The 20,737-nt window shown below is 60.4% G+C and carries 19 protein-coding genes; 8 read left to right on the forward strand and 11 right to left on the reverse strand.

Annotated elements, in window-relative coordinates; genetic code table 11:
- Both BHQ40_RS09030 and BHQ40_RS09035 read right to left on the reverse strand, forming a co-directional pair.
- A complete protein-coding gene (locus BHQ40_RS09030) occupies positions 1–990 on the reverse strand; it encodes a cytochrome c peroxidase (RefSeq protein ID WP_070155064.1) in 990 nt (329 codons plus the stop codon).
- A complete protein-coding gene (locus BHQ40_RS09035; protein WP_253183302.1) occupies positions 987–1,517 on the reverse strand; it encodes a homogentisate 1,2-dioxygenase in 531 nt (176 codons plus the stop codon). The genes BHQ40_RS09030 and BHQ40_RS09035 overlap by 4 nt, the downstream gene beginning before the upstream one ends.
- 91 nt (positions 1,518–1,608) lie before the next feature.
- Here BHQ40_RS09035 and BHQ40_RS09040 point away from each other — a divergent pair, with 91 nt between their 5' ends.
- Positions 1,609–3,744, forward strand: a complete 2,136-nt coding sequence (locus tag BHQ40_RS09040) for a TonB-dependent receptor plug domain-containing protein (RefSeq protein WP_070155067.1) — start codon at positions 1,609–1,611, stop codon at positions 3,742–3,744.
- A gap of 124 nt (positions 3,745–3,868) precedes the next feature.
- Here BHQ40_RS09040 and BHQ40_RS09045 read toward each other — a convergent pair whose 3' ends face one another.
- Together BHQ40_RS09045 and map are read right to left on the reverse strand one after the other, a co-directional pair.
- Positions 3,869–4,084: a hypothetical protein gene (locus BHQ40_RS09045; protein WP_070155069.1), complete on the reverse strand. Its 216-nt coding sequence runs from the start codon at positions 4,082–4,084 to the stop codon at positions 3,869–3,871.
- An 80-nt stretch (positions 4,085–4,164) separates the two neighbouring features.
- Positions 4,165–4,992, reverse strand: a complete 828-nt coding sequence (gene map / locus BHQ40_RS09050) for a type I methionyl aminopeptidase (protein ID WP_070155217.1) — start codon at positions 4,990–4,992, stop codon at positions 4,165–4,167.
- A gap of 105 nt (positions 4,993–5,097) precedes the next feature.
- On the opposite strand from map, the gene BHQ40_RS09055 reads away from it, so the two are divergent.
- Positions 5,098–5,862 (forward strand): competence/damage-inducible protein A, encoded by a 765-nt coding sequence (locus BHQ40_RS09055; RefSeq protein ID WP_070155071.1) that lies wholly within the window; start codon positions 5,098–5,100, stop codon positions 5,860–5,862.
- A gap of 46 nt (positions 5,863–5,908) precedes the next feature.
- On the opposite strand, the gene BHQ40_RS09060 is transcribed toward BHQ40_RS09055, so the two are convergent.
- Positions 5,909–6,280: a UrcA family protein gene (locus BHQ40_RS09060; protein WP_070155073.1), complete on the reverse strand. Its 372-nt coding sequence runs from the start codon at positions 6,278–6,280 to the stop codon at positions 5,909–5,911.
- A 498-nt stretch (positions 6,281–6,778) separates the two neighbouring features.
- On the opposite strand from BHQ40_RS09060, the gene BHQ40_RS26160 reads away from it, so the two are divergent.
- The 5 genes from BHQ40_RS26160 (at position 6,779) to BHQ40_RS09080 (ending at position 12,809) form a co-directional block, all read left to right on the forward strand.
- The gene (locus BHQ40_RS26160; RefSeq protein WP_171905814.1) at positions 6,779–7,075 is read left to right on the forward strand and encodes a hypothetical protein; all 297 of its coding nucleotides are present in this window, start codon (positions 6,779–6,781) and stop codon (positions 7,073–7,075) included.
- Between the two features lie 47 nt (positions 7,076–7,122).
- The gene (locus tag BHQ40_RS09065) at positions 7,123–9,819 is read left to right on the forward strand and encodes a TonB-dependent receptor plug domain-containing protein (RefSeq protein WP_070155075.1); all 2,697 of its coding nucleotides are present in this window, start codon (positions 7,123–7,125) and stop codon (positions 9,817–9,819) included.
- Between the two features lie 86 nt (positions 9,820–9,905).
- Positions 9,906–10,463, forward strand: a complete 558-nt coding sequence (locus BHQ40_RS09070) for a GNAT family N-acetyltransferase (RefSeq protein ID WP_253183303.1) — start codon at positions 9,906–9,908, stop codon at positions 10,461–10,463.
- Positions 10,464–10,574: 111 nt separating this feature from the next.
- Positions 10,575–11,402 (forward strand): sulfite exporter TauE/SafE family protein, encoded by an 828-nt coding sequence (locus BHQ40_RS09075; protein WP_070155221.1) that lies wholly within the window; start codon positions 10,575–10,577, stop codon positions 11,400–11,402.
- Positions 11,403–11,630: 228 nt separating this feature from the next.
- The gene (locus BHQ40_RS09080; protein ID WP_139139250.1) at positions 11,631–12,809 is read left to right on the forward strand and encodes a glycoside hydrolase family 5 protein; all 1,179 of its coding nucleotides are present in this window, start codon (positions 11,631–11,633) and stop codon (positions 12,807–12,809) included.
- Between the two features lie 31 nt (positions 12,810–12,840).
- Here BHQ40_RS09080 and BHQ40_RS09085 read toward each other — a convergent pair whose 3' ends face one another.
- The 6 genes from BHQ40_RS09085 to BHQ40_RS09110 form a co-directional block, all read right to left on the reverse strand.
- Positions 12,841–13,977, reverse strand: a complete 1,137-nt coding sequence (locus BHQ40_RS09085) for an NAD(P)/FAD-dependent oxidoreductase (RefSeq protein ID WP_070155077.1) — start codon at positions 13,975–13,977, stop codon at positions 12,841–12,843.
- Positions 13,978–14,111: 134 nt separating this feature from the next.
- Positions 14,112–15,425 (reverse strand): NAD(P)H-dependent oxidoreductase, encoded by a 1,314-nt coding sequence (locus BHQ40_RS09090; protein WP_070155079.1) that lies wholly within the window; start codon positions 15,423–15,425, stop codon positions 14,112–14,114.
- 16 nt (positions 15,426–15,441) lie between these two features.
- Positions 15,442–16,005, reverse strand: coding sequence for a dTDP-4-dehydrorhamnose 3,5-epimerase (gene rfbC / locus BHQ40_RS09095; protein WP_070155081.1), 564 nt, complete (start codon positions 16,003–16,005; stop codon positions 15,442–15,444).
- Positions 16,002–17,048: an NAD-dependent epimerase/dehydratase family protein gene (locus BHQ40_RS09100; protein WP_070155083.1), complete on the reverse strand. Its 1,047-nt coding sequence runs from the start codon at positions 17,046–17,048 to the stop codon at positions 16,002–16,004. Before BHQ40_RS09100 ends, rfbC begins: the two co-directional genes overlap by 4 nt.
- A 6-nt stretch (positions 17,049–17,054) precedes the next feature.
- Entirely contained in the window at positions 17,055–17,828 is a 774-nt protein-coding gene (gene rfbF, locus BHQ40_RS09105; protein ID WP_070155085.1) for a glucose-1-phosphate cytidylyltransferase, read from the reverse strand.
- 183 nt (positions 17,829–18,011) lie between these two features.
- A complete protein-coding gene (locus BHQ40_RS09110) occupies positions 18,012–19,202 on the reverse strand; it encodes a glycosyltransferase (RefSeq protein ID WP_070155224.1) in 1,191 nt (396 codons plus the stop codon).
- A 378-nt stretch (positions 19,203–19,580) separates the two neighbouring features.
- Here BHQ40_RS09110 and BHQ40_RS09115 point away from each other — a divergent pair, with 378 nt between their 5' ends.
- The gene (locus BHQ40_RS09115) at positions 19,581–20,678 is read left to right on the forward strand and encodes a glycoside hydrolase family 5 protein (RefSeq protein ID WP_083276812.1); all 1,098 of its coding nucleotides are present in this window, start codon (positions 19,581–19,583) and stop codon (positions 20,676–20,678) included.
- Positions 20,679–20,737 lie beyond the last annotated feature (59 nt).

Here is a 20,737-nt window from a genome sequence, read left to right on the forward strand (position 1 = left end):
TCATAAATTCCGCCTGCACGCCTTTGCGGGCAGGGCAAAGCGCGGATCGGTGAGGAATTTCTGGTCCGTCAGGCTTTCCATGAACGCGATCATGTCCGCCATCTGCGCGCCGGTAAGCGAAACGCGATGCATATGGATCGCCTCGGCCATCGTGCTTGTCGATCCATCATGCATATAGGGGGCAGTGACAGCCACATTGCGCAGCGATGGCGTACGGAATCGGCCCTTGTCCGCTATATCGCCCGTTTTCTCGAACAGGCCCAGGTCCGGCGTCGGGCTCACCGGCAATGCGTGCAGGCTGTCGTTGGTAAGGTCCTGCCCTTGATGGCAATTCCGGCAGCCCGCCGCATTGAATAGCTGTAACCCCCTGCGCGCCGCCGGGCTTAGCGCCGACATGCTGCCAGCCAGAAAGCGGTCATAGGGGCTGTCGAAGGATGTCAGGGTGCGCTGGAACGCGCTTAGCGCGGCCGCGACATTCGCAAGATCGATCCGGCCACTGGTTTCGGGGAAAGCGCGAACAAACATGGCGCGGTAACAGGCGTCCTTGCCAAGCCTGCGGCCGATTTCCGCCTCCTGACCCTTCATGCCGAGTTCGATGGGATGATCGCCGAGCAAGGGGACGGCCACCTGTGCTTCAAGCTGGTTCAGGCCCGTGTCCGCCCAGGTGAGATGTCGCCGCCATGCGACATTCGCCAGGCCCGGCACATTGCGACGGCCGGGATCGCCGTGCACTCCCGGCCTTGTGCGATTGCCATCGGCGAAGCCGCGCTTCTGCTCATGGCAGGTCGCGCAGGCCATGGTTCCGTTGATCGACAGGTCCGCTTCATAGAATAACCGCCGCCCCAGTTCGACCTTTGCGGCGCTCATCGGATTGTTCGCCGGAACGGGGGGCGGGGCTGTTCCGCGCGGGATGCGCCATTGCCAGCTATGGGGAACGGTTGCCGCCAGCGTCAGGCCGACAAGGGCAATGGCGAATAGCCTGCCTTTCACGGCACCCGGATGATCATCAGCGGCAAGGTCGCATCGCCATTGGCGGCGATCTGCAGGACATGGCGGCCGGGCTTCAGGGGGAAATCCACCATCTTGCGAATGCCCGAACATTCCGGTCCATGTACGTGTGCGGTCGACTGGATAGCGCTCTTGCCTTCCAGCACGTCGATCCACGCGCCGGACCCAAGCGCCACGCGATATGTGCCCGCTTCCTTCACGGTAAAACGGAACAAGCCGCCATGGCTCACCGAACCGCCGGGCTTTTCCGGGCGCGCGATGTAGCTGATTTCAGGGGTGTTCTGCAGATTTGCCCGCGCCGCCTGCCCAATGCTTATTTCTGCGGCGGCCAATCCCTTTGCATTGCTGGCCGCGTCAATTGAGACGGGCTGCGTCCATCCCTTCAATTCAGGGGGAAGCGCCACCGACTGCGCACATTGCGCCGCATGCGCATGATCCATCTGATCCATTGTCTGAGCGTGGAGTGGCGTCGCCGCGAAGGCGAGGGCGATCAGAAATTTGCGCGGCACGGCTTTTCTCCAAGCGTTTGAACTATATACGGCCATATACAGCGAATCATGCCGTACAAGCAGTTTCGAATATGAAGGGGAACAGGGTTTCATGCGTATTTCAACCAGCATGGCCGCGGGCATAGCGATGGTCATTGCATCACGGGTCACGCAGGCCGCCGAGGCCGGTGATCAGGCGAGCGGCGCGTTCACCCTGGGGCAGATCATCGTCACAGCGCCGCGGCCGGACAATTTGACGATCAACGGCTCTGCTCTGTCCGCAGAAGCGATTTACACCTTCAACCGCAACACGCTTGATGAAGCGGTGAACCTGATGCCCGGCGTTTCCTCGTCGAACAGCGGCGGTTCGCGCAACGAGCGGCTTATCTTTGTGCGCGGCTTTGACCGGTTTCAGGTGCCGCTCTCTCTCGACGGCATTCGCGTCTACCTGCCAGCCGACAACCGGCTCGATTTTGGCCGCTTTCTGACCCCGGACATTGCGGAGATCCAGATAGCGAAAAGCTATGCTTCGGTCCTTGACGGTCCGGGGGCCATGGGCGGCGCAATCAATCTTGTCACCCGCAAGCCGACCAAGGAGATTGAGGGGGAGGCGCGGGGAACGCTCAATCTGGACAGCGATGCCGATTATGGCGGTTATAACGTCTTTGCCCTGCTCGGGACGAAGCAGGAGCTGTGGTATGCGCAGGCATCCTATACGCGCAATGTGGTTGATCACTGGGACCTTCCGGGCGGCTATAATCCGGCTCCGGGATCGGCGGAAAATGGCGGCGCGCGCGATTTTTCCGACACGCGCGACTGGCGCGTGAACGCAAAGATCGGCTTCACCCCCAACGCCACCGACGAATATGCGATCAGCTATACGCGGCAGGAGGGCAGCAAGAATGCGCCGCTCCACATAACCGATCCTATCTCGACGCCGCTTCCCGCCGGCGCGCCAAATCCGCGTTTCTGGTCCTGGCCCTATTGGAACATCGAGAATATCTATTTCCTGTCGACCACGGCGCTGGGCGACAAGGCCACGTTAAAGACCCGCGCCTATCGCAACAGGTTCGACAATCTGCTGCGGTCTTTCGATAACGCCACCCAATCGACGCAGACCTTGGGCCGCGCGTTCAACAGCTATTATGCGGATGAGGCATGGGGCGGATCGGCGCAGTTGGACGTGGATCTCAGTGATGCCTATCGCTTCAGCATCGCGGCCCATTACCGGCGCGATAAGCATGTGGAATGGCAGCAATCCTTCCGCACGGCCGCGCCGCTGACCTATACCGAGCCGAAACAGGCCACGGTTGAGGACACATACAGCATCGCGGCGGAAAACCGCTTCACGCTCTCGCCTGCGCTCACGCTGACGGCTGGCGTCAGCTATGATTGGCGCGACACCCAGAAAGCGGAGGAATTTACCGGCGTTGTCGGCCTCTCATCGGCCACCTTCTTCCGCTATCCGGTGAAGAATGTGGACGCTGTCAATGCGCAGGGGCGGGTTGACTGGATGCCGGATGCAGGCACCAGCCTTCATGCCAGCGTCTCATCGCGCGCGCGCTTCCCGACCATCTTCGAACGGTTCAGCACGCAGTTCGGCAATGCGGCCTCCAATCCCGGCCTTAACCCGGAACGCGCGACCAATTTTGAGCTTGGCGGATCGCGCCAGTTCGGCCCCGCGCGGATCGAGGGCGCGCTGTTCTACAGCCATATTAGCGACGCCATCGTCTCCGTGCGGCCGGACAATTTCCCGGCCAATACCAGCCAGCGCCGGAACCTCGGTTCGGCCGATTATTATGGGGTGGAACTGGCGCTCAGCGCGCACCTGACGCCTTCGGTCGAATTCGGGGCCAACTATACCTATACGCATCGTTCTTTCGATATTGGCGCCGATCCGCAGGTCACAGCGAACGTGCCCATATTCCGCCTGACGGACGTGCCATCGCACAAGGGCTTCGTCTATCTATCCTGGGCGCCCATTGAGCAGCTCAAAATCGTGCCGAATGTGGATGTCGCTTCGGATCGCACGACGCTCGACACTTATAATGTCGCGGCGCCGGCGGTGACCCGCTACTACCGGACGGGCAGCTATGCGATCGCCAATATCCGTGTGGATTTCGCGGTAACGGAGGGCATCGATATCGGTGTTGGCGCGCGCAATCTGTTCAACGATTATTATGTTCTTAGCGATGGCTTCCCGGAGCAGGGCCGCAGCTTCTTCGCCAGCCTGCGCGCGCGATATTGAGGCGGTTCGCCAGCGGCATATGCACCGTGCTCCTGCGAAAGCAGGAGCCCCGGACCGACCTCTGAACTGGACTCCTGCTTTCGCAGGAGTCCAGTTCAGCGAGCGTTATCGTCAGGGTTTCAAGCTATTTTCCTGTCGCGTCGTCCACCGCGCCGCCGATCTTGTCGGCGGTCTGGCCGACCGACTGGGCGGCGCCTTCAACCGCTGCATCCTTGCTGTTTTCCTGTGCTACCAGGAAATAGGCGGCGACCGCGACAATGACGACGAGCAGAAGGGCGATCAGCAGGGCCGCCCCTCCGCCGCGCTTCTCAACGATGATCCGTTCCTGCGTTTCGGCCATAATCCTTCTCCTCTTTGGGGGAAGGAAATCGCCGGGCGTCACGAAGGTTCCGGCGCGGCGGCACCCGGTGGCCAATACGCCTATTTGTAGGGCGGGCAGTCCCGGCCGGTCAGGCTTTTGGTGAAGATCTCGCATCCCGTCTCGGTGATGCCGATGCTGTGCTCGAACTGGGCGGATAGCGACCGGTCGCGGGTGACGGCCGTCCAGCCATCCTCCATCATCTTCACGCCGGGCTTGCCGGTGTTGATCATCGGTTCGATGGTGAAGAACATGCCAGGCCGCAGTTCCGGCCCGGTGCCCGGCCGCCCGATATGCACGACCTCCGGCGAGTCATGGAATACGCGGCCAAGGCCATGGCCGCAGAAATCGCGGACCACGCCATAGCGGTGGCGCTCGGCATAACGCTGGATGGCGTGTCCAATGTCGCCCAGGGTATTTCCAGGCTTGGCCTGCTCAATACCCAGCATCAGGCATTCATAGGTTATCTCGACCAGCCTGCGCGCCTTCACTGGCGCATCCCCGGCAATATACATGCGGCTGGTGTCGCCATGCCATCCGTCCACGATCGGCGTGACATCGATATTGACGATATCGCCTTCCCGCAATTCGCGATCGCCGGGGATGCCGTGACAGATCACATTGTTGATCGACGTGCAGCAGCTATGCGTGAAGCCGCGATAACCAAGCGTCGCGGGAACCCCGCCACCCTCCAGCGTCATGCGGCGAACAATGTCGTCCAGCTCTCCGGTTGTCACGCCGGGGACGACATGAGGGGCCAGCGCATCCAGGATCTCGGCCGCCAGCCGGCCCGCCTTTCGCATCCCAGCAAAGCCGGCTTCGTCATATAGTTTGATAGCGGTCGAGCGCGACACGGGCGCGTCGGCGGTCATCGTCATATATTGGGTCATTGGCTCTTTATAGGGCGAAAAGGCCGGAATTGCGAGTGCCGGATTTTCCCATGCGGCCAGATAGCTCACTATGCAGGCCTGTCCTCAGCCGCTATGGCGCAGCCCATGACCGCCGACGCCGCCCGCATCTGGACCGCCGCCCTGATCATTATCGGCGACGAGATACTGTCCGGGCGGACTCAGGACCGCAATGTGTCGCAGATCGCGGCATGGCTGAATGTCCAAGGCATCCGCCTCCGGGAAGTGCGGGTTGTCGCGGACGATACCGACGCCATCGTGGAAGCCGTCAACATCCTGCGCGCCCGCAACGATTATCTGTTCACCACCGGCGGCATCGGTCCGACGCATGACGACATAACCGTGGACGCCATTGCGGTTGCCCTGGGCGTGGGAGTCGAAATCCATCCGACGGCGCGGGCGGTGCTCGCGGAATATTATGAGACGCGCGGCGGCCTGACCGAAGCGCGGCTGCGCATGGCGCGCGTCCCGGCGGGCGCGAGCCTGATCGAAAATCGCATGTCCGGGGCGCCAGGCATCCGCCATGGCAACATCTTCATCATGGCCGGCGTGCCGCACATCACTGCGATGATGCTGGAAAGCCTCAGCGGTCAATTGGAAGGGGGGCTACCCCTGCTGTCCGCGCAGATTGGCTGCTGGGTGCCGGAAAGCGAAGTGGCCGAACTGCTGCGTGAGACAGAACGCACGCATGAGGGCTGCCAGATCGGCAGCTACCCTTTCTTCCGGGAGGGAAAGGTCGGCGCGAATTTCGTGATCCGGTCAACTGACCGGAAGTCCCTGGACGCTTGCATGGCGGCTTTGACAGCCGGACTGGAAGCGGCGGGATGGCCAGTGACGCAAGACGGCATCTGACCGGAAACGGGCGGTCCGAAAGCTGGACCGCCCATCTCGGGGGTTATCAGTGTCCGCGCGAAGCGACGACGAGATAGCCGTTCGCAGCAGTTTGTACGGCGCGGGGATCGCTCATTGCGCCAGCCTTTGCTTCGTCGAAGCAGGCATAATAGTCGCGCGGCTGCCGCAGGCCATAGCTGCCATTATAATCGCACACCGCCTTGGCGGCGAAAGTGACGCGGCGTTCCAGCCTCTCGCGGCCCTGAGCGGTGCCGAGGTTGATATCCGAAATATCGACCTTCATGGTACGTGTGATGGAGCCAGCGTCGGCGGTCGGTTCAACCACCAGGTCCGACTGGGCATAAGCTGCCGTAGCGGAACCCAGAGTGGCGAGGGCGAGAAGGCCCAAGGCTCCGGCGGAGCGGCGAGAAATAGTCATTGGCATCCTCCTGACAGGGTTCGCCCTTTGGACAATACCCCAAGTGAAATAGCGTTACGGACGCCCGGAGGGACCGGGCATGGCCTTTATTGGGCGTTCCGCCGCAGTTTTTCAAGCGTTCCACATGTTTCCAAACGCTGGATTCCGTAGAGGATGTGGCGCCGCTCGCTGAACATTGTGCAACTGCACACGCAAATTTCATTTGCGTGACAACGAATCATGTGTCAGCTTTCGCATAAGCACAAAATGCTCAATTGAATGGTAATGGTTTGGAAAGTTGAGATGCTTTCCAAAGCATGCGGTGATTTGCAAATTTTTTATGCGATATTCAGTGTAAATCTGAATATAAAAATTTGAATTTTCTTGAATAACTTCAAAATTATCTCTGCTTGTTCTGTCTATGTGCGGAACGGGTGAGAGGAATCGTGTAAAAATTTACCTGCAATATTCAAGTGTGTTCGGGTTTTTAATGAAACCATTTGAAGCCGATTTTCATGGGTGGGTTTTGCGCAGGGGTTCCGTGCTGTTCAGGCCGGGCCGCCGCCTGGGCTTTTCGCGTGCGCGAGGCGCTTTTCGTTGCTCTGCCGCGCGCGGCCATTTTTTTTCATCCGTAAAATTTTTTTCTTCCGCAGCCCATTTTTTATGGCGGGATTGCGCGCAGCCTTCGTTGAAACCGCAAGACCATTTCGCAATGCGCCGCAAATGGGAGGGAAGAAAGCGGATCATTGGGCATCGCAGGACGGTACGAAAACCGGCGCTGCAGAGGGATTTTTAAACAGGGCAAACAAAAAATAAGGTGATCAGGGAGAGGCTCCAACAACGGTAAAAAACAGGGGGCCAAAATGAAATTCGTGGGTCTAATTTCCAGTGGCGCGATGGCAGTCGCGCTATGCAGCGCCGTTCCGGCGGTTGCGCAGGAGAGCGCCTCTCCGCAGGCGGCAGACAATGAAGCCGGCGCGGCTATCATCGTCACCGGCACGCGCCGTACCGACCGTACAGTTCTCGACTCGCCGACGCCGATCGACGTCTACAGCGGCGAGGAACTGACCAAGCAGGGTTCGGCCGACATGAATCAGGTCATCCAGAACCTGGTTCCCTCCTTCTCCGTGGCGCGTTACGCCATTGGTGACGGCTCCTCCTTCGTCCGTCCTCCCAACCTTCGCGGCCTCGCGCCTGACCAGACGCTGGTGCTGATCAACGGCAAGCGCATGCATCGCTCCGCGCTGGTGCAGATCGGCGCGAACGCACAGTCGGCTGGCGCCCATTCCGCTGACCTTGCGCAGGTTCCGGCGATCGCGATCAAGCAAGTCGACGTTCTGCGCGACGGCGCGTCGGCGCAATATGGTTCCGACGCTATCGCGGGCGTTATCAACATGTCGCTCAAGGACGGAAGTGACGGGTTTTCCGGCTACGCCCGTTACGGCCAATTCTATGAAGGCGACGGCAAGGATTATCAGGTCGCCCTCAATGGCGGCTTCAAGCTGGGTGAGGTTGGCTTCATCAACATCAGCGGCGAATATGTGAACTCCGGCAAGACCAGCCGTGGCGTCACCCGCCCAGGCGCTTTGGAGTTGTCACAAGAGCAGCCCACCATCAATGTTCCGGCGCTGGCACAACGCTATGGCAATCCCAAGCTTGAATCCTACCGTTTCTTCGTCAACGGCGGCTTCGATCTGGGCGACGACAGCAGCGTCTATTTCTTCGGCAATTATGGACACAGCTTCCAGGAAGAAAGCTTCAACTACCGCCAGTCGGTTAATTCGACCAACTTCGGCAAGAATGGCATCTTCAACGACTATTTCACCGACTTCGACAATACGCTGCCTGGCATCCAAAGCGGCGCGGCGGGCGGCAACGTCTATGCTCCAAACGGATACAGCCCGATCACGCGTGACTATACGCAGGTTTCGACCTGTTCGGATCCGCTGGTTCAGAACTGGAGCTGCGTCTACTCCGGCGGCTTCACGCCGATCTTCTTCGGCAAGATCGACGACATCTCCGGCACGGCGGGCTACAAGGGCACGCTCGGCTTTGGCCTGAACTATGATATTTCGGGCAGCTACGGACAGTCGACGCTGAAATATACGATGAACGGCACGATGAACCCTTCGCTGGGCATCACGTCGCCGACGTCCTTCTATCTCGGCAAGCTGGAACAGCGCGAAACGCTGTTCAACGCGGACTTCAGCTATCCCTGGGAAGTCGGCTTCGCCAGCCCGATCAACATCGCGTTCGGCGGCCAGTATTTCCGGGAGTCCTATGAACTGGGCCTCGGCGACCCGGCCTCCTATGCGATCGGACCCTATACCGGCAATCTGGTCTTCCATCAGGACGGCACGCCGGTTCTGAATGCTGACGGCAGCCAGCTTTCCGTTGCCCTGCCGGTCGGCGCTAACGGCTTCCCAGGCTATGGTCCGGCGATCGCGGGTGAGAGCAGCCGCAACTCGAAGGGCCTCTACATCGACGTGGAAGCCGATATCACCGAACAGTTCAACCTGGGCATTGCGGGCCGTTACGAACATCTGTCGGACTTCGGCAGTTCGACGGTCGGCAAGGTGCGGGCGCGCTATGCGGTCATTCCTGACGTGCTCGCCCTGCGCGGCACGGTCGGCACGGGTTTCCGCGCGCCGACGCCGGGCCAGATCAACACCAGCAGCATCGCGACCACGTTCAATCCGGGTAACCCGAACGCGATCGAGTTCATGACGCTGCCGGTGGCCAGCCCGGTCGCCCAATATCTGGGCGCCATCCCGCTGACGCCGGAAGAGTCGGTCAGCTTCTCCGGCGGTGGTGTGTTCACGCCGGCGCCGGGCGTCTCGCTGAGCATCGACTATTACAACATCAAGGTGAAGGACCGCATCGGGACGACCGGCTCTCGCGTTATCGAGGATGCCGACCGCCCGACGCTGCAGTCTCTAGGTCTGGCCAACTACGCCACGGTGAACGAGGTGCAGTTCCTGACCAACGCCTTCGATACCCGCACGCAGGGTGTCGACGTGGTGGGCAACTATCGTCTGGTCACGGACAGCCTGGGCACGTTCAGCACAACGGTCGCCTTCAACTATAACAAGACGAAGGTGATCCGCGTTGGCGTCGACCCGATTTCGGGTGGTCAGGTGATCAGCGACACCCGCATCCAGCAATTGGAAGGCACGCTGCCCAAGACGCGCGTTGTGCTGACGGAAAACTGGTCCAGCGGCCCGTTCTCGGTGCTCGGCCGCATGAACTGGTACGGCAAATACAAGCTCTATGATGATGGCGCTGGCCTTAATGGCGCAACCTTCGTCGAGCAGAGCTTCAGCAGCGAATTCGTGTTCGACTTCGAAGTGAGCTATTCGTTCAACGACATGTTCACGCTGACTGCCGGTGCGCAGAACATCTTCGACAACTATCCGGACAAGTTCGACAACCGGGCCGGTGGCCTGGGTCCGGTCTATGCCACCACTGGCGGCCGCTTCACCGGCGACGTCTATCCGGATGCTTCGCCGTTCGGCTTCAACGGCGGCTTCTGGTACCTGAAGGCCGGCTTCAAGTTCTGATCGGACTATATTATGGGGGAGGGCGGCCCTGCGGGGCCGCCCTCCTTTTTTGTTATGCCGCGTAACGGCATAGGGCCGGGGTCAAGATGACCGATGATATGGCTTCTCCCCATGAGGCGTTCACGCATCGTACGGCCACGCGCGGGGATATAGCCGCCCTCTCCACCGTTATTGACGCCGCGATCGGTGATTTGCAGAAATCTTTCCTGACGCCCGGTCAGATCGTCGCCAGCCGCCAGATCATGGGGCTGGACACCCGGTTGATCGACGACGGCACCTATTTCATCATTGAACTGCATGGCGCGATCGCCGGCTGCGGTGGCTGGAGCCGCCGTGCGACGCCCTATGGCCACAACGCTTCCGCAAAGCGCGATGACCGCCTTCTCGATCCCAGGACCGAGCCTGCCAAAATCCGCGCCATGTATACGCATCCGGCCTATGTACGGCGGGGCATTGGCAGGATGATCCTTGCCTTATGCGAGGAGGGGGCTCGAAAGGAGGGCTTCTCGCGGTTGGAACTGACCTCGACGCTGGCCGGGGCGCCCCTCTACCACGCTTGCGGGTTTCAGGACGTCGCTCGTCTAACTGATAGTGGCGTGCCGATCATCCTCATGCAGAAAATCATCGAGCCAAAAGGGTTTTAGTCTAATGCTTCAATCGGGAAGGGCGCGCGCAATCATGTCGCGGAGCGCCAGTCGCAGCGTTGTTGGATATCGGACCTGTCGGGTTCGCGCCGGGGGTCAGTTCTGATGGATATGGCGCATCTTTCTACGGTATTGATCCCGCTGGCCGCTATGCTCGGAGCCGGACTCTTCGCCGGTTTCGCCGCTGGCATATTCGGCATCGGCGGCGGTTTTGTTGTCGTGCCTGCGCTGTTCGTGGTGTTGCCGTTGCTTGGCGGCACGCCTGAAGCGATCGCGCACGTTGCAATCGGCACTTCGGCGGCCACGATCATCGTCACTTCCATTCGCTCATTGCTTGCGCACGCAAAGCGCGGCGCGGTGGAGTTTGAGATATTGCGCGCCTGGGCACCGTGGATTGTCGTGGGCGACGGCATAGGCGTTTTGCTGGCGGGGCGGGTCGATGGCCATGTGCTCACTATGATCTTCGCCGTTGGCGTGTTCCTGATGTCGCTCAATTTCCTTTTGCCGAAGATTGGCGGCAAGGTGATCAGTCAGGATATGCCGTCGGGTGTCGCGCGCATGGGTATTGCGGGCGGGCTTGGCACCTTTTCTGCCCTGCTCGGCATTGGCGGCGGCACCATCGCCATCATGGTGATGACCCTGTGCGGCCGTTCCATTCACCGCGCCATCGCTACAGCTTCGGGTATCGGCACTCTGATCGCCATTCCCAGCGCCATAGGATTTGCGATCATCGGGTTGAAGGAAGGGGGACTTCCCTGGGGTTCGCTGGGCTATGTGAATATTCCGGCAGTGATCGCCATTTCCTGCATGTCGATCATCACCGCGCCGTGGGGCGTCGCCGCGGCCCACAGCCTGCCTGCTCCCCTGTTGAAGCGGGTGTTCGGCGTCTACCTGATATTCATCGCCTTCGTGATGTTCCGTAACGCACTCAAGATGTGATCGATCTTATCCCAGGTTAAACGTGCTTTAATGTTCCCTGTTCGTGCTCCGTTCGTCTCGCCTGGCGAACGGAGCGCCAGCTTTCGAGCTATTTCTGCGGCAAAGACGCCGCGGGCGGCTTTTCTTTACATCAAATCTGGTCCCTTGAAGGCTTAGAAATGAGCAGACGCGCCGCCGCAACAGAGCGGCGTCCGTCCAGCATCATTCGGGTCGCTATACGGGGATATTATGCGTTTCATGAAAGTATCGGGCCTGCCTCTGGTGGCCATCATGCTCAGCCTTTCGGCCTGCGGCGGCGATGATGGCGGCGCTGTGCAGGTCGCGCCAATGGGCGCGTCGTCAGAGAAGGTGGCGATCGCCGCGCCGGCGCCCTCCGTCGCGCCGTCCAGCACGGTTGTTTCCGATGACGCCGCTGCAACCGTGGCATCCGCAGCCGCTGCGGCCACGGCGGTCTATCCCATGCTGCGGGGGATCAATATCGCGGGCGCCGAGTTCGGCAGCAATGCGCCTGGACGGATGAACACTGATTATATTTATCCGACAAAGGCGGAGATCGACTATTACGCCAATCTCGGCTTCAAGATCATTCGTGTGCCCTTCAAGTGGGAACGCATCCAGCCGACATTGAATGGCGCGTTGTCCGTCGCGGATCAGCAGGCGATCCGCACGGTCATCACAAATGCGACGGCGCGCGGCACGATCGTCGTGCTGGACATGCATAATTATGGCCAGCGGGCGACAGGCTCCAACTATCAGACGATGGCCAATGTCGGCACCACACAGGTTCCAGGCTCTGCGCTTGCCGACGCATGGATCAAACTGGCCTATGAATATCGCTACAATGGCAGTGTGTGGCTGGGTCTGATGAACGAGCCGCACACGATGAACGCAGCGACCTGGTGGCCGATCGTCAAGAAACTCGTCGTCGATATTCGCGCTGCGGGGCTGTGGAACAAGCTGCTGGTGCCGGGCACGGCGTGGACCGGCGCGCATTCATGGGTTTCGTCGGGAAATGCGGCGAATTATAACGGCTTCACCGACCCTGCGAACAATTTCGCGCTGGAGGTTCACCAATATCTTGATGCGGACTCCAGCGGCACCTCTGCAACCTGTGTGGCCGGTTCGGGCGCCCGCGTGGCGGAAGTCATCAACTGGTCCAAGTCAAAGGGCGGCGTGAAGTTGTTCATGGGGGAGATGGGCGCGACCTCCGGCACCCAGTGCGGCATCGAATATCGCGATATGCTGAACCGGATGGAGGCATCCGGCGTGTTCCGGGGCTGGACCGCATGGGGCGGAGGCTCGTGGTGGCCTTCCAGCTATATTTTCCGCACGCTTCCGCTGGCATGGCCGAACACGGCGACGCCGACGCCGCATATGAAATATCTGCTTGAATATGTGAACAAGTAGGACGCGCAGAGATGTGCCTGGCGAAATCCGGTCAGCGCGCCAGCTTTGCTGTCACCATTTCAGCGATCGCCAGGCTTGATGTCAGCCCGGGGCTTTCAATCCCGAACAGATTGACCAGACCCGGAATGCCATGGTCGCCAGGTCCTTCGACGAGGAAGTCGGCGACCGGCGCCCCGTCCCGCGACACGATTTTGGGACGGACGCCGGCATAGCCCGGCTCCAGCGCTCCGTCGGGCAGGCCGGGCCAATATTTGCGGATGCCGTCATAGAATTTTTCGGCCCGCGCCGGATCGACTTCATATTCCGGTTGCGCAACCGGTTCGGAATCCGGTCCAAACTTGCCGCGGCCGTCCAGATCAATGGTGATATGGAGCGAGTGCCCGCCTTGATGCAGCGAGGTGCCGCCCTGGTGCAGAGGGTAGATCGGCCGGGTGAAAGGCGTCTTGCCGGTCAGGGTGAAGTAGTTGCCTTTCACGAAGCGCGCTTCCGGCACCAGATGCGCAGGATAGCCCTGCGTCCGCGCCGCCAGCGCGCAGGCTGAAAGCCCAGCCGAATTGATGAACAGGTTTGCCTTCAACTCGATCGGATCGCTCCCGCCGATCGACACCAGATGCCCATCTTCGCCCAAAATGACGTGTTCGACGGGCGAATGCAGCACCAGTGAGGCGCCTTCCGCCTCCGCATCGCCCAACAGGGCGGTCATATAGCCGTGCGCGTCGATGACGCCGGTGGACGGCGACATGACGGCGGCGGCGCAGCGCAGGTTCGGCTCCAGCGCCTTCGCTTCCTCCGCAGTCAGGCGATAGAGCGCGGCCTCTGGCTCCAACCCCTGTTTCGATGCCGCATCCTCGATCCAGTCGAGCTGCGGCAGGTCCTCCGGATCGGTCGCGACGATCAGCTTGCCGGTTTTCTTGTGATCGATGTGCCGCTCCTCGCAATAGCGATAAAGAAGCTGGCGACCCCGCACGCAGAGCGAGGATTTGAGCATGCCCGGCGCATTAAATACGCCAGCATGGATTACCTCACTGTTGCGGGATGAGGTCCCCTGACCGAATGCGCCCTCGCTTTCGAGGATCAGCACCTCGCGCCCCGCCATCGCCAGCGCGCGGGCGACGGCAAGGCCGACCACGCCGGCCCCGGCAATGATGACATCCACTTTTTCGGTCATTGAGCAACGGCCACGAAATACAGCTTTTCAAATAGCCGTTCGTCCTGAGCTTGTCGAAGGACTGCCCCTCCTTGGAAGAAGGACAAGGCTTCGACAAGCTCAGCCCGAACGGTATAGTGGAAGGCGCTTAAGCCTTACTCCGCCGGAACCGGCTGGCCCAGGCCGAACAGTTTGGCCTGTTCCTCACGCAGACGGTCGATGGTCCGGCCTTCCGGCAGGATCACATCGTCATAGGTGAGCACCTTGTCCTTCGGCACCGCATGCTTGAGGACGCAGTTTACCGCGACGCCCATCGGCAGCAGATTTTCCTGCGCCGTGACATCGGCCCGCTCGCACTGGCCATAGGTGGTGTAGCCGCCCAGATCGTCGATCGTCTCACCTGCTTCCAGATCGCGCTTGGCGGTGGCGACCACCTCGACCAGCGGCGCGCCGAGCGGCTGGAGCACCGGATCGCGCAGCAGCACGACGCGGGCGACCGACAGCGGCACCTCGAAATGGCAGAGATGATAGGGGGTGTAGAAGCTGTAGAGCGGGCCTTCACCCAGCTTATACAGGTTCAGATAATGCTTCTGCTTGGGGTCGTCATGCGTCGCGAGGACATAGACGCCCGGTCCCGGCTTGGTGCCGACGACATAATCGACCGCGCCGCCGACAGCCTTCAGCGCCTCAATGTCGTACATGCTGGTCAGTTCATCGACATGACCGCGATGGTCGTATCCGGTCATGCCGCGCTTCAGGATCGACATGCCGGTGCCGTTGGCGACGATCGCCTGCTCGAAGCTGATCTTCGTGCCGTCGGCGAAGCTGGTCACCATATAGGGGTCCTGGCCCCACTGCTTGGCGAAGCCTTCCTGCGTGGTCGGGTTGCGATAGGGATCCTGCAGGCCCTTGATGTTGCCGCACATCAGCGGGGTGAGGCCGATCGACTTGACGAAGCGATAGAGGTTCATCTCCACGCCCGGCTGGTCGCCGTCGGTGGCGGTGAAGATGACACCGGCCTCGTCCGCCTTCTTCTTCAGCAGGCAGCCGACCGTCGCGTCCAGTTCCGCGTTCATGGTCACCATGTCACGGCCATGCGCAATCGCGCCCAGCGTGATGTCGGCGCCATATTCGACCGCGCCGGTGGCGTCGATCAGGCAGTCCAGATCGTCGCTTTCATAGAGGATCGCGGGATCGCTGGTGATGGCGGGCTTGCCGTCCTTGATCGCCTGCGCCAGCTCCTTGACGGAGCTGACCTCGACCCACTCCTGGCCAGCCTGCTCATAGGCGGCCTTCGCCTTGTCGAGATTGCGGTTGCAGATCACCGCCAGCACCATGCCGGGCACGGAGTGCGCGATCTGATTGACGATGCCCTTGGCCATGAAGCCCGCGCCGTACATGCCGACCTTGATCGGACGGCCCTCGGCTTCGCGCTCCTTCAGCAGCCTGTCGGTGACTACATTACCCATAAGTACCTCCCTTGCGTCAGAGCCCCTTCATCAGCTCCACGCCGTGATATTCCTGGTTGAAATCCTGCCAATTGGCATCCTTCTCCGAAATGATCGCGCCATCCAGCGGCCAGGTGATGCCGATCTTCGGATCATTCCAGCGCAGCCCGCGCTCGGCCTGCGGATTGTAGAATTCGCTGGCGAGGTAGAGCGTTTCCGTGTCCGGCTCCAGCGTGACGAAACCGTGGGCGAAGCCGCGCGGCACATAATAGGCCAGCCGGTTTTCCGCCGTCAGTTCGACGCCATGCCACTTGAGATAAGTGGGCGACGTCGGCCGCAGATCGACGATCACGTCCCACAGCGCGCCCTTGATGCAGCGGACGATCTTCACCTCTGGCGAGGGGGGAAGCTGATAGTGCAGCCCCCGCAGGGTCCCCGCCTCCGCATTGAAGGAATTGTTGGCCTGAACGAAGCGGGTTTCAAGGCCCGCCTCCGCCATTTCCTTCTCGCAGAAGATGCGCTGGAACCAGCCGCGGGAATCCCCGCGCTGTTCCGGCTCGATCACATAGACGCCATTCAGCGGCGTTTCGTGGAACTTCATGCAGCCAGCCTCAGGTCAGGGGCCAGAACGCCCTCATCGCACAGACCGTTGAGGATCTTCAGGCGGATGAAGTTGGACTGGCGGAAATTGGCGTCGTTGAAGCCGGCCTTGACGAAATTGTCGCGCAGTTCGGCGATCGTGCCTTCCAGCGTTTCGAGCGGCTGATGGTCGGGCGCCAGCTTCTCAAATAGCGAGAAGTCGACGCGATACGACCGGTTATCGGCGGGCGGCGAGGTCGCGATTGTGACCTTGGCGCTGGGGATCATCTTGCCCACGGCGTTGGCGAGGTCGCGGACCTGGACGTTCCACCGCTCGGAACCGGCGTTGATCTTCAGGAACTGGCCGCCCTCTTCCTTGTCGCGGATGATCGCCCATTCGATCGCGCGGCACATGTCGCGGACGTGGATGAGCGGGCGCCAGGGCGTGCCGTCCGACAGCACGTCGACGGTGTTGCTGGCGACGGCGCCGGCGACGAAGTCGTTCAGCACCAGGTCGAGGCGCAGGCGGGGCGAGGCGCCGCAGGCGGTCGCGAAGCGCAGCGCCGTCACGGTCATGTCGCCTTCGAGCTGGGCCAGGCCCTTCTCCGTGTCGATCTTCGAATGGGCATAGGCAGTCAACGGCGCGACCTGGCTGCTTTCCGTGCGGGGCTGACCGTCGGCGGCTGCGCCGTAGATCGAGCAGCTCGATGCGAAGACGAAGCGGTCAACGCCGGCCTCTGAGGCGAGCTTCGCAGTCGAGAGGACCGCCTTGCAATTGATCTCGTCGGTGACGAGTTCGAAGCGCTTGCCCATAGCGTCGTTGGAGATAGCCGCAAGGGCGACCACGGCGTCGAAACCCTTCAGGTCCTCGACGGTCAGGTCGCGGACATCCTTGAACCACTGCTGGTCGAGGACGGCTTCCGGCAGGCGCGACGGATCGGACAGGCAGCTTGCGAACCAGCCGCGATCGACGCCGACCAGGAAAGAGTCGGGAAAGCGCTTGCGCAGGTGCTGGGCAAGGACCGGGCCGATATAGCCCATGTTTCCGGTGATCAGGATACGCATTCTATCTTACTCCCACACGCGCCAGGGCGCTTGTTTCTTGTTCCACAAACCTTCGAGGTAATTCTTGTCGCGCAGCGTATCCATCGGCTGCCAGAAGCCGTCATGCTGGTACACGCTCATCTGGCCCTGGGCGACCAGGGTCTCCAGCGGACCTTCTTCCCAAACCGTCGTATCGTCAGTGATCGTCTCGACCACTTTGGGGCTGCAGACGAAGAAGCCGCCGTTGATGAGGCCGTCGCCGCCCTTGGCCTTCTCGCGGAAGCCGGTGACCTGATTATTCTCGATATGCAGGTTGCCGAAGCGGCCCGGAGGCTGAACGGCGGTGACGGTCGCCAGGCGGCCTTCCTTCTTGTGGAGCGCCAGCAAAGCGGGAATGTCGATGTCGGCAACGCCGTCGCCATAGGTCAGGCAGAAGGCTTCCTCATCCTTGATATAGGGATAGACGCGCTTCAGGCGGCCGCCGGTCATCGTGTCGGGACCGGTGTCGACCAGCGTCACCTTCCACGGTTCGGCGCGGTTGGAATGGAGCGTTGTCGTGTTGTTCGACAGGTCCACCGTCATATCGGACAGCATCGTGTGATAATTTACGAAGAAGTCCTTGATGACCTCGCCCTTGTAACCGAGGCAGATCACGAAATCGTTGATCCCGTAATGGGAATAGATTTTGAGGATGTGCCAGAGGATGGGGCGGCCCGCGACCTCCACCATGGGCTTTGGACGCACAGACGTTTCCTCGGAAATCCGGGTGCCAAGGCCGCCGGCAAAAATGACTGCTTTCACTACGCTTTCCTCAATCTTGAATCGACTTCATTCGGGCTGGGCTTTTCCACCCATGATCCAAATTCATCAGGGAGCATAACGGCCCGGCTTTTGCCGTTTCCGATTCGCTGCGTCTGTTCTCCCGCGCTAACCCGAAGACGTTTATTTTTTGCGATAGCGAAACGGCCATGCGTGCGTCGGCTCTTATCCAAGCGCCATCTGGCTGCGTTGTGTTGTCGGATTCCCGATCGATTTTTCCGCTGCAAGGGCGATCGACGCCATCTTGTCCAACCGGCTTTCCAGTTCCACCGTGTGCTCCAGCCCCAGCGTATCGAGAATCAGCGCCCAGCGATGCGCCCAGTCATGCCGTTTCAAACATTGCGCCGCGTTGGTGACCCGCGCTAGCGCCATGCGTTCCGTTTGCGCGTCGAGATCGGACAGGAAGCCGCGCAGGTCGGCAACATCCTCCGGAAGGTCGATCACCGCATCTTCCCAGTCGAAATATTCGCCAAACTCCTGACAGCCGGGGGCCGAACCCAGGACCACGGAGCCGCCAGCCGCACCCTCGAAATAGCGGGTGGACAGCGCCTGTTCCTTGAAATTCTTGCTCTCGCTGCTGGGGTCCACCACCGCATGATTATAGGCGATGAAATATTTGCTGCGCTTGATCGTGTTGGCGGTCATCAAACGATGCTCATGCCAGTTGGTGATCGCGCCCTGCTTGCTGGTGTCATGCGAATACATGAAGCTGTTGTCGGCTCCCGCCAACGCGACCAGCTTCTCATGGATGGGCACCGACCTGCGTCCCATGCTGAACACATCGACAAAGCGTTCCGGGTTTTCCGGGAAAGGCGTGGAAAGGAGGCAATCAGTCGCCGTCGACAGAAACGAAATCGGGACAGTCACATATTTGCGCAGGTTCGGGATGCTTTCCCGGTTCAGCACAAACACATGATCGAACTGGTTCAACAGAGCCAGTTCGGTCTTGGTCGACTCATGCACATGCGACCATGTTTCCAGAATGAAGGCCACAGCCTTGCCGCACCGCTTGCGCCAGTTTTCGATCCGGCCGAGCGCGGTCAGTTCCACCGGGAACTGGCACATGAACATAAACAGATCATAGTCGCGATCGACATGCACGGGCTGCATGTTCGACTGCCCCGCCTTGCCGAGCTTTCGCAACAATTGAGACTGCGACCGGTAGAATAATTCTCCAAACAGATAGGAGAAACTGGGCCGAATGGCGCGGCCAGCCGTATATTTGGCGCCGGGAGGGGCGAGCACGTCGGCATTTTCGACACCCGCTACGACGTTCAAAAACGCATAGCATTGACCGTTGAATACCTCAGGCCAGGCGTTGTAATTTGACGACAGCAAAACAGATCGCGCAGTCACCACACCGTCCCTTCAGACCCACCGCTAACCCAGCGGCTTGTTGCAGGCGCGATGCGCCAGACGTCCTTTCCCGGCGTCAACCGGGGCTTACAAGCCGGGGGATAGGGCCGTGGCGACCTTGGTGCCCAAAACCAGCTTCACAAAACCGCCCCCCGGTCGAAAATTGTGAAGAATATAAAATATCACGCTTGGATCATTCATCTGTCCAATGCTGCAAATGCTAAATCGTCGCAGGATGCGGGTCAACGGCATTTACTGGTTTACGGCAGGGTTACGCTGTCCTGAATCTAGACATAGCCGGGTGTTGATTGACGGGTTGCGCTGGGAGCGGACGAAGGACAGAATAAAGGCATTTCTAAGCTGTTGGAACGGAAGAAAATGCCTGGAAAATCAGCGGGAAGACGCCCTCCCGGCACATGGAGCTTTGTTGATCGGCGGCACTACGCCATCGGGCTTGGCCTGGCCGTCGTCACGTCATGCCTTGTCGCCGCGAGCACCATCGCGACTTCGCCTGGCGTCACTGCTCCGCCGGGTTCCGCGAAGCAACCGCTTTACGGCATCAACCTTGCCGGAGGGTCATTCGCGCCGGAGAAGCTGCCCGGCCGTCTCGGCACGGACTATATCTATCCCGACAGAGCGGAGGCCGAACTGTTTACGGCGCAGGGATTCGATATGCTCCGGCTGCCGGTATTGTGGGAGCGCATTCAGCCTGAGCCGTTCAAGCCGCTTTCCGAACAGGAAATGGCGGCAGTCGACGAAAGCATAAGAAGCGCCGAAGGCTTCAAGACCATCCTGTTCGACGTTCATAATTATGCCCGATATCGGGGCAAGCGGCTGGATCAGGCAGAGGATGGCGGCGCGATGCTTGCCGATCTTTGGACCCGCCTTGCAGAGCATTACAAGGGGTCGCCAAAAATCGCCTTTGGCATCATGAATGAGCCGTTCGACATTGACGCGCCGACATGGAGAAAGATCAACGATCAGGCCGTCGCCGCCATAAGGAAAACCGGAGCAACCAATATGCTCCTGATTTCCGGCACGCGCTGGACCGGCGCGCATAGCTGGACAGAGGGCGGATCGGGTTCCAACGCCGCGGCGTTCGAGGATTTCCAGGATCCGGGCAATAATTATCTGTTTGAAATGCACCAATATCTCGACCCCGACAGCTCCGGCACGCAGGACAAATGCCTGGATGCCGAAGCGGGGAGCCGCAGGCTGGAGGAGGCGACCCAATGGCTGCGGGCGCACAAGGCGCGCGCCTTGCTTGGCGAATTCGGCGCGACCTCAAGCCCTGTTTGCCTCAAGGCGCTTGAGAATATGATGACCTACATCAACGCCAATACGGATGTATGGGCGGGATGGAGCTATTGGGCGGCGGGCGCATGGTGGGGCGGATACCCGATGAGCATTCAGCCCGGCGATGACGGTCGGCAGAAGCCGCAAATGGCGGTGCTGCAACGCTACATGCAACGCTAGACCTTGTTCGATTTTGATTGAATCAAAATCTCGGTCTAGTCCTTTGTTATCTCGTGATT

It is taken from the genome of Sphingobium phenoxybenzoativorans, assembly GCF_001757355.1.
Lineage (GTDB): Bacteria > Pseudomonadota > Alphaproteobacteria > Sphingomonadales > Sphingomonadaceae > Sphingobium > Sphingobium phenoxybenzoativorans.

Bases quoted from the DNA above. Each gene is read 5' to 3' on its own strand.
- BHQ40_RS09100 (WP_070155083.1), bottom strand. From the start codon at position 17,048: ATGCGTATCCTGATCACCGGAAACATGGGCTATATCGGCCCGGTCCTT.
- BHQ40_RS09085 (WP_070155077.1), bottom strand. From the start codon at position 13,977: ATGACCGAAAAAGTGGATGTCATCATTGCCGGGGCCGGCGTGGTCGGC.
- BHQ40_RS09040 (WP_070155067.1), top strand. From the start codon at position 1,609: ATGCGTATTTCAACCAGCATGGCCGCGGGCATAGCGATGGTCATTGCA.
- BHQ40_RS09090 (WP_070155079.1), bottom strand. From the start codon at position 15,425: ATGGGTAATGTAGTCACCGACAGGCTGCTGAAGGAGCGCGAAGCCGAG.
- BHQ40_RS09115 (WP_083276812.1), top strand. From the start codon at position 19,581: ATGCCTGGAAAATCAGCGGGAAGACGCCCTCCCGGCACATGGAGCTTT.
- BHQ40_RS09060 (WP_070155073.1), bottom strand. From the start codon at position 6,280: ATGACTATTTCTCGCCGCTCCGCCGGAGCCTTGGGCCTTCTCGCCCTC.
- BHQ40_RS09070 (WP_253183303.1), top strand. From the start codon at position 9,906: ATGACCGATGATATGGCTTCTCCCCATGAGGCGTTCACGCATCGTACG.
- BHQ40_RS09075 (WP_070155221.1), top strand. From the start codon at position 10,575: ATGGCGCATCTTTCTACGGTATTGATCCCGCTGGCCGCTATGCTCGGA.
- rfbC (WP_070155081.1), bottom strand. From the start codon at position 16,005: ATGAAGTTCCACGAAACGCCGCTGAATGGCGTCTATGTGATCGAGCCG.
- BHQ40_RS09065 (WP_070155075.1), top strand. From the start codon at position 7,123: ATGAAATTCGTGGGTCTAATTTCCAGTGGCGCGATGGCAGTCGCGCTA.
- map (WP_070155217.1), bottom strand. From the start codon at position 4,992: ATGACCCAATATATGACGATGACCGCCGACGCGCCCGTGTCGCGCTCG.
- BHQ40_RS09055 (WP_070155071.1), top strand. From the start codon at position 5,098: ATGACCGCCGACGCCGCCCGCATCTGGACCGCCGCCCTGATCATTATC.
- BHQ40_RS09045 (WP_070155069.1), bottom strand. From the start codon at position 4,084: ATGGCCGAAACGCAGGAACGGATCATCGTTGAGAAGCGCGGCGGAGGG.
- BHQ40_RS09080 (WP_139139250.1), top strand. From the start codon at position 11,631: ATGCGTTTCATGAAAGTATCGGGCCTGCCTCTGGTGGCCATCATGCTC.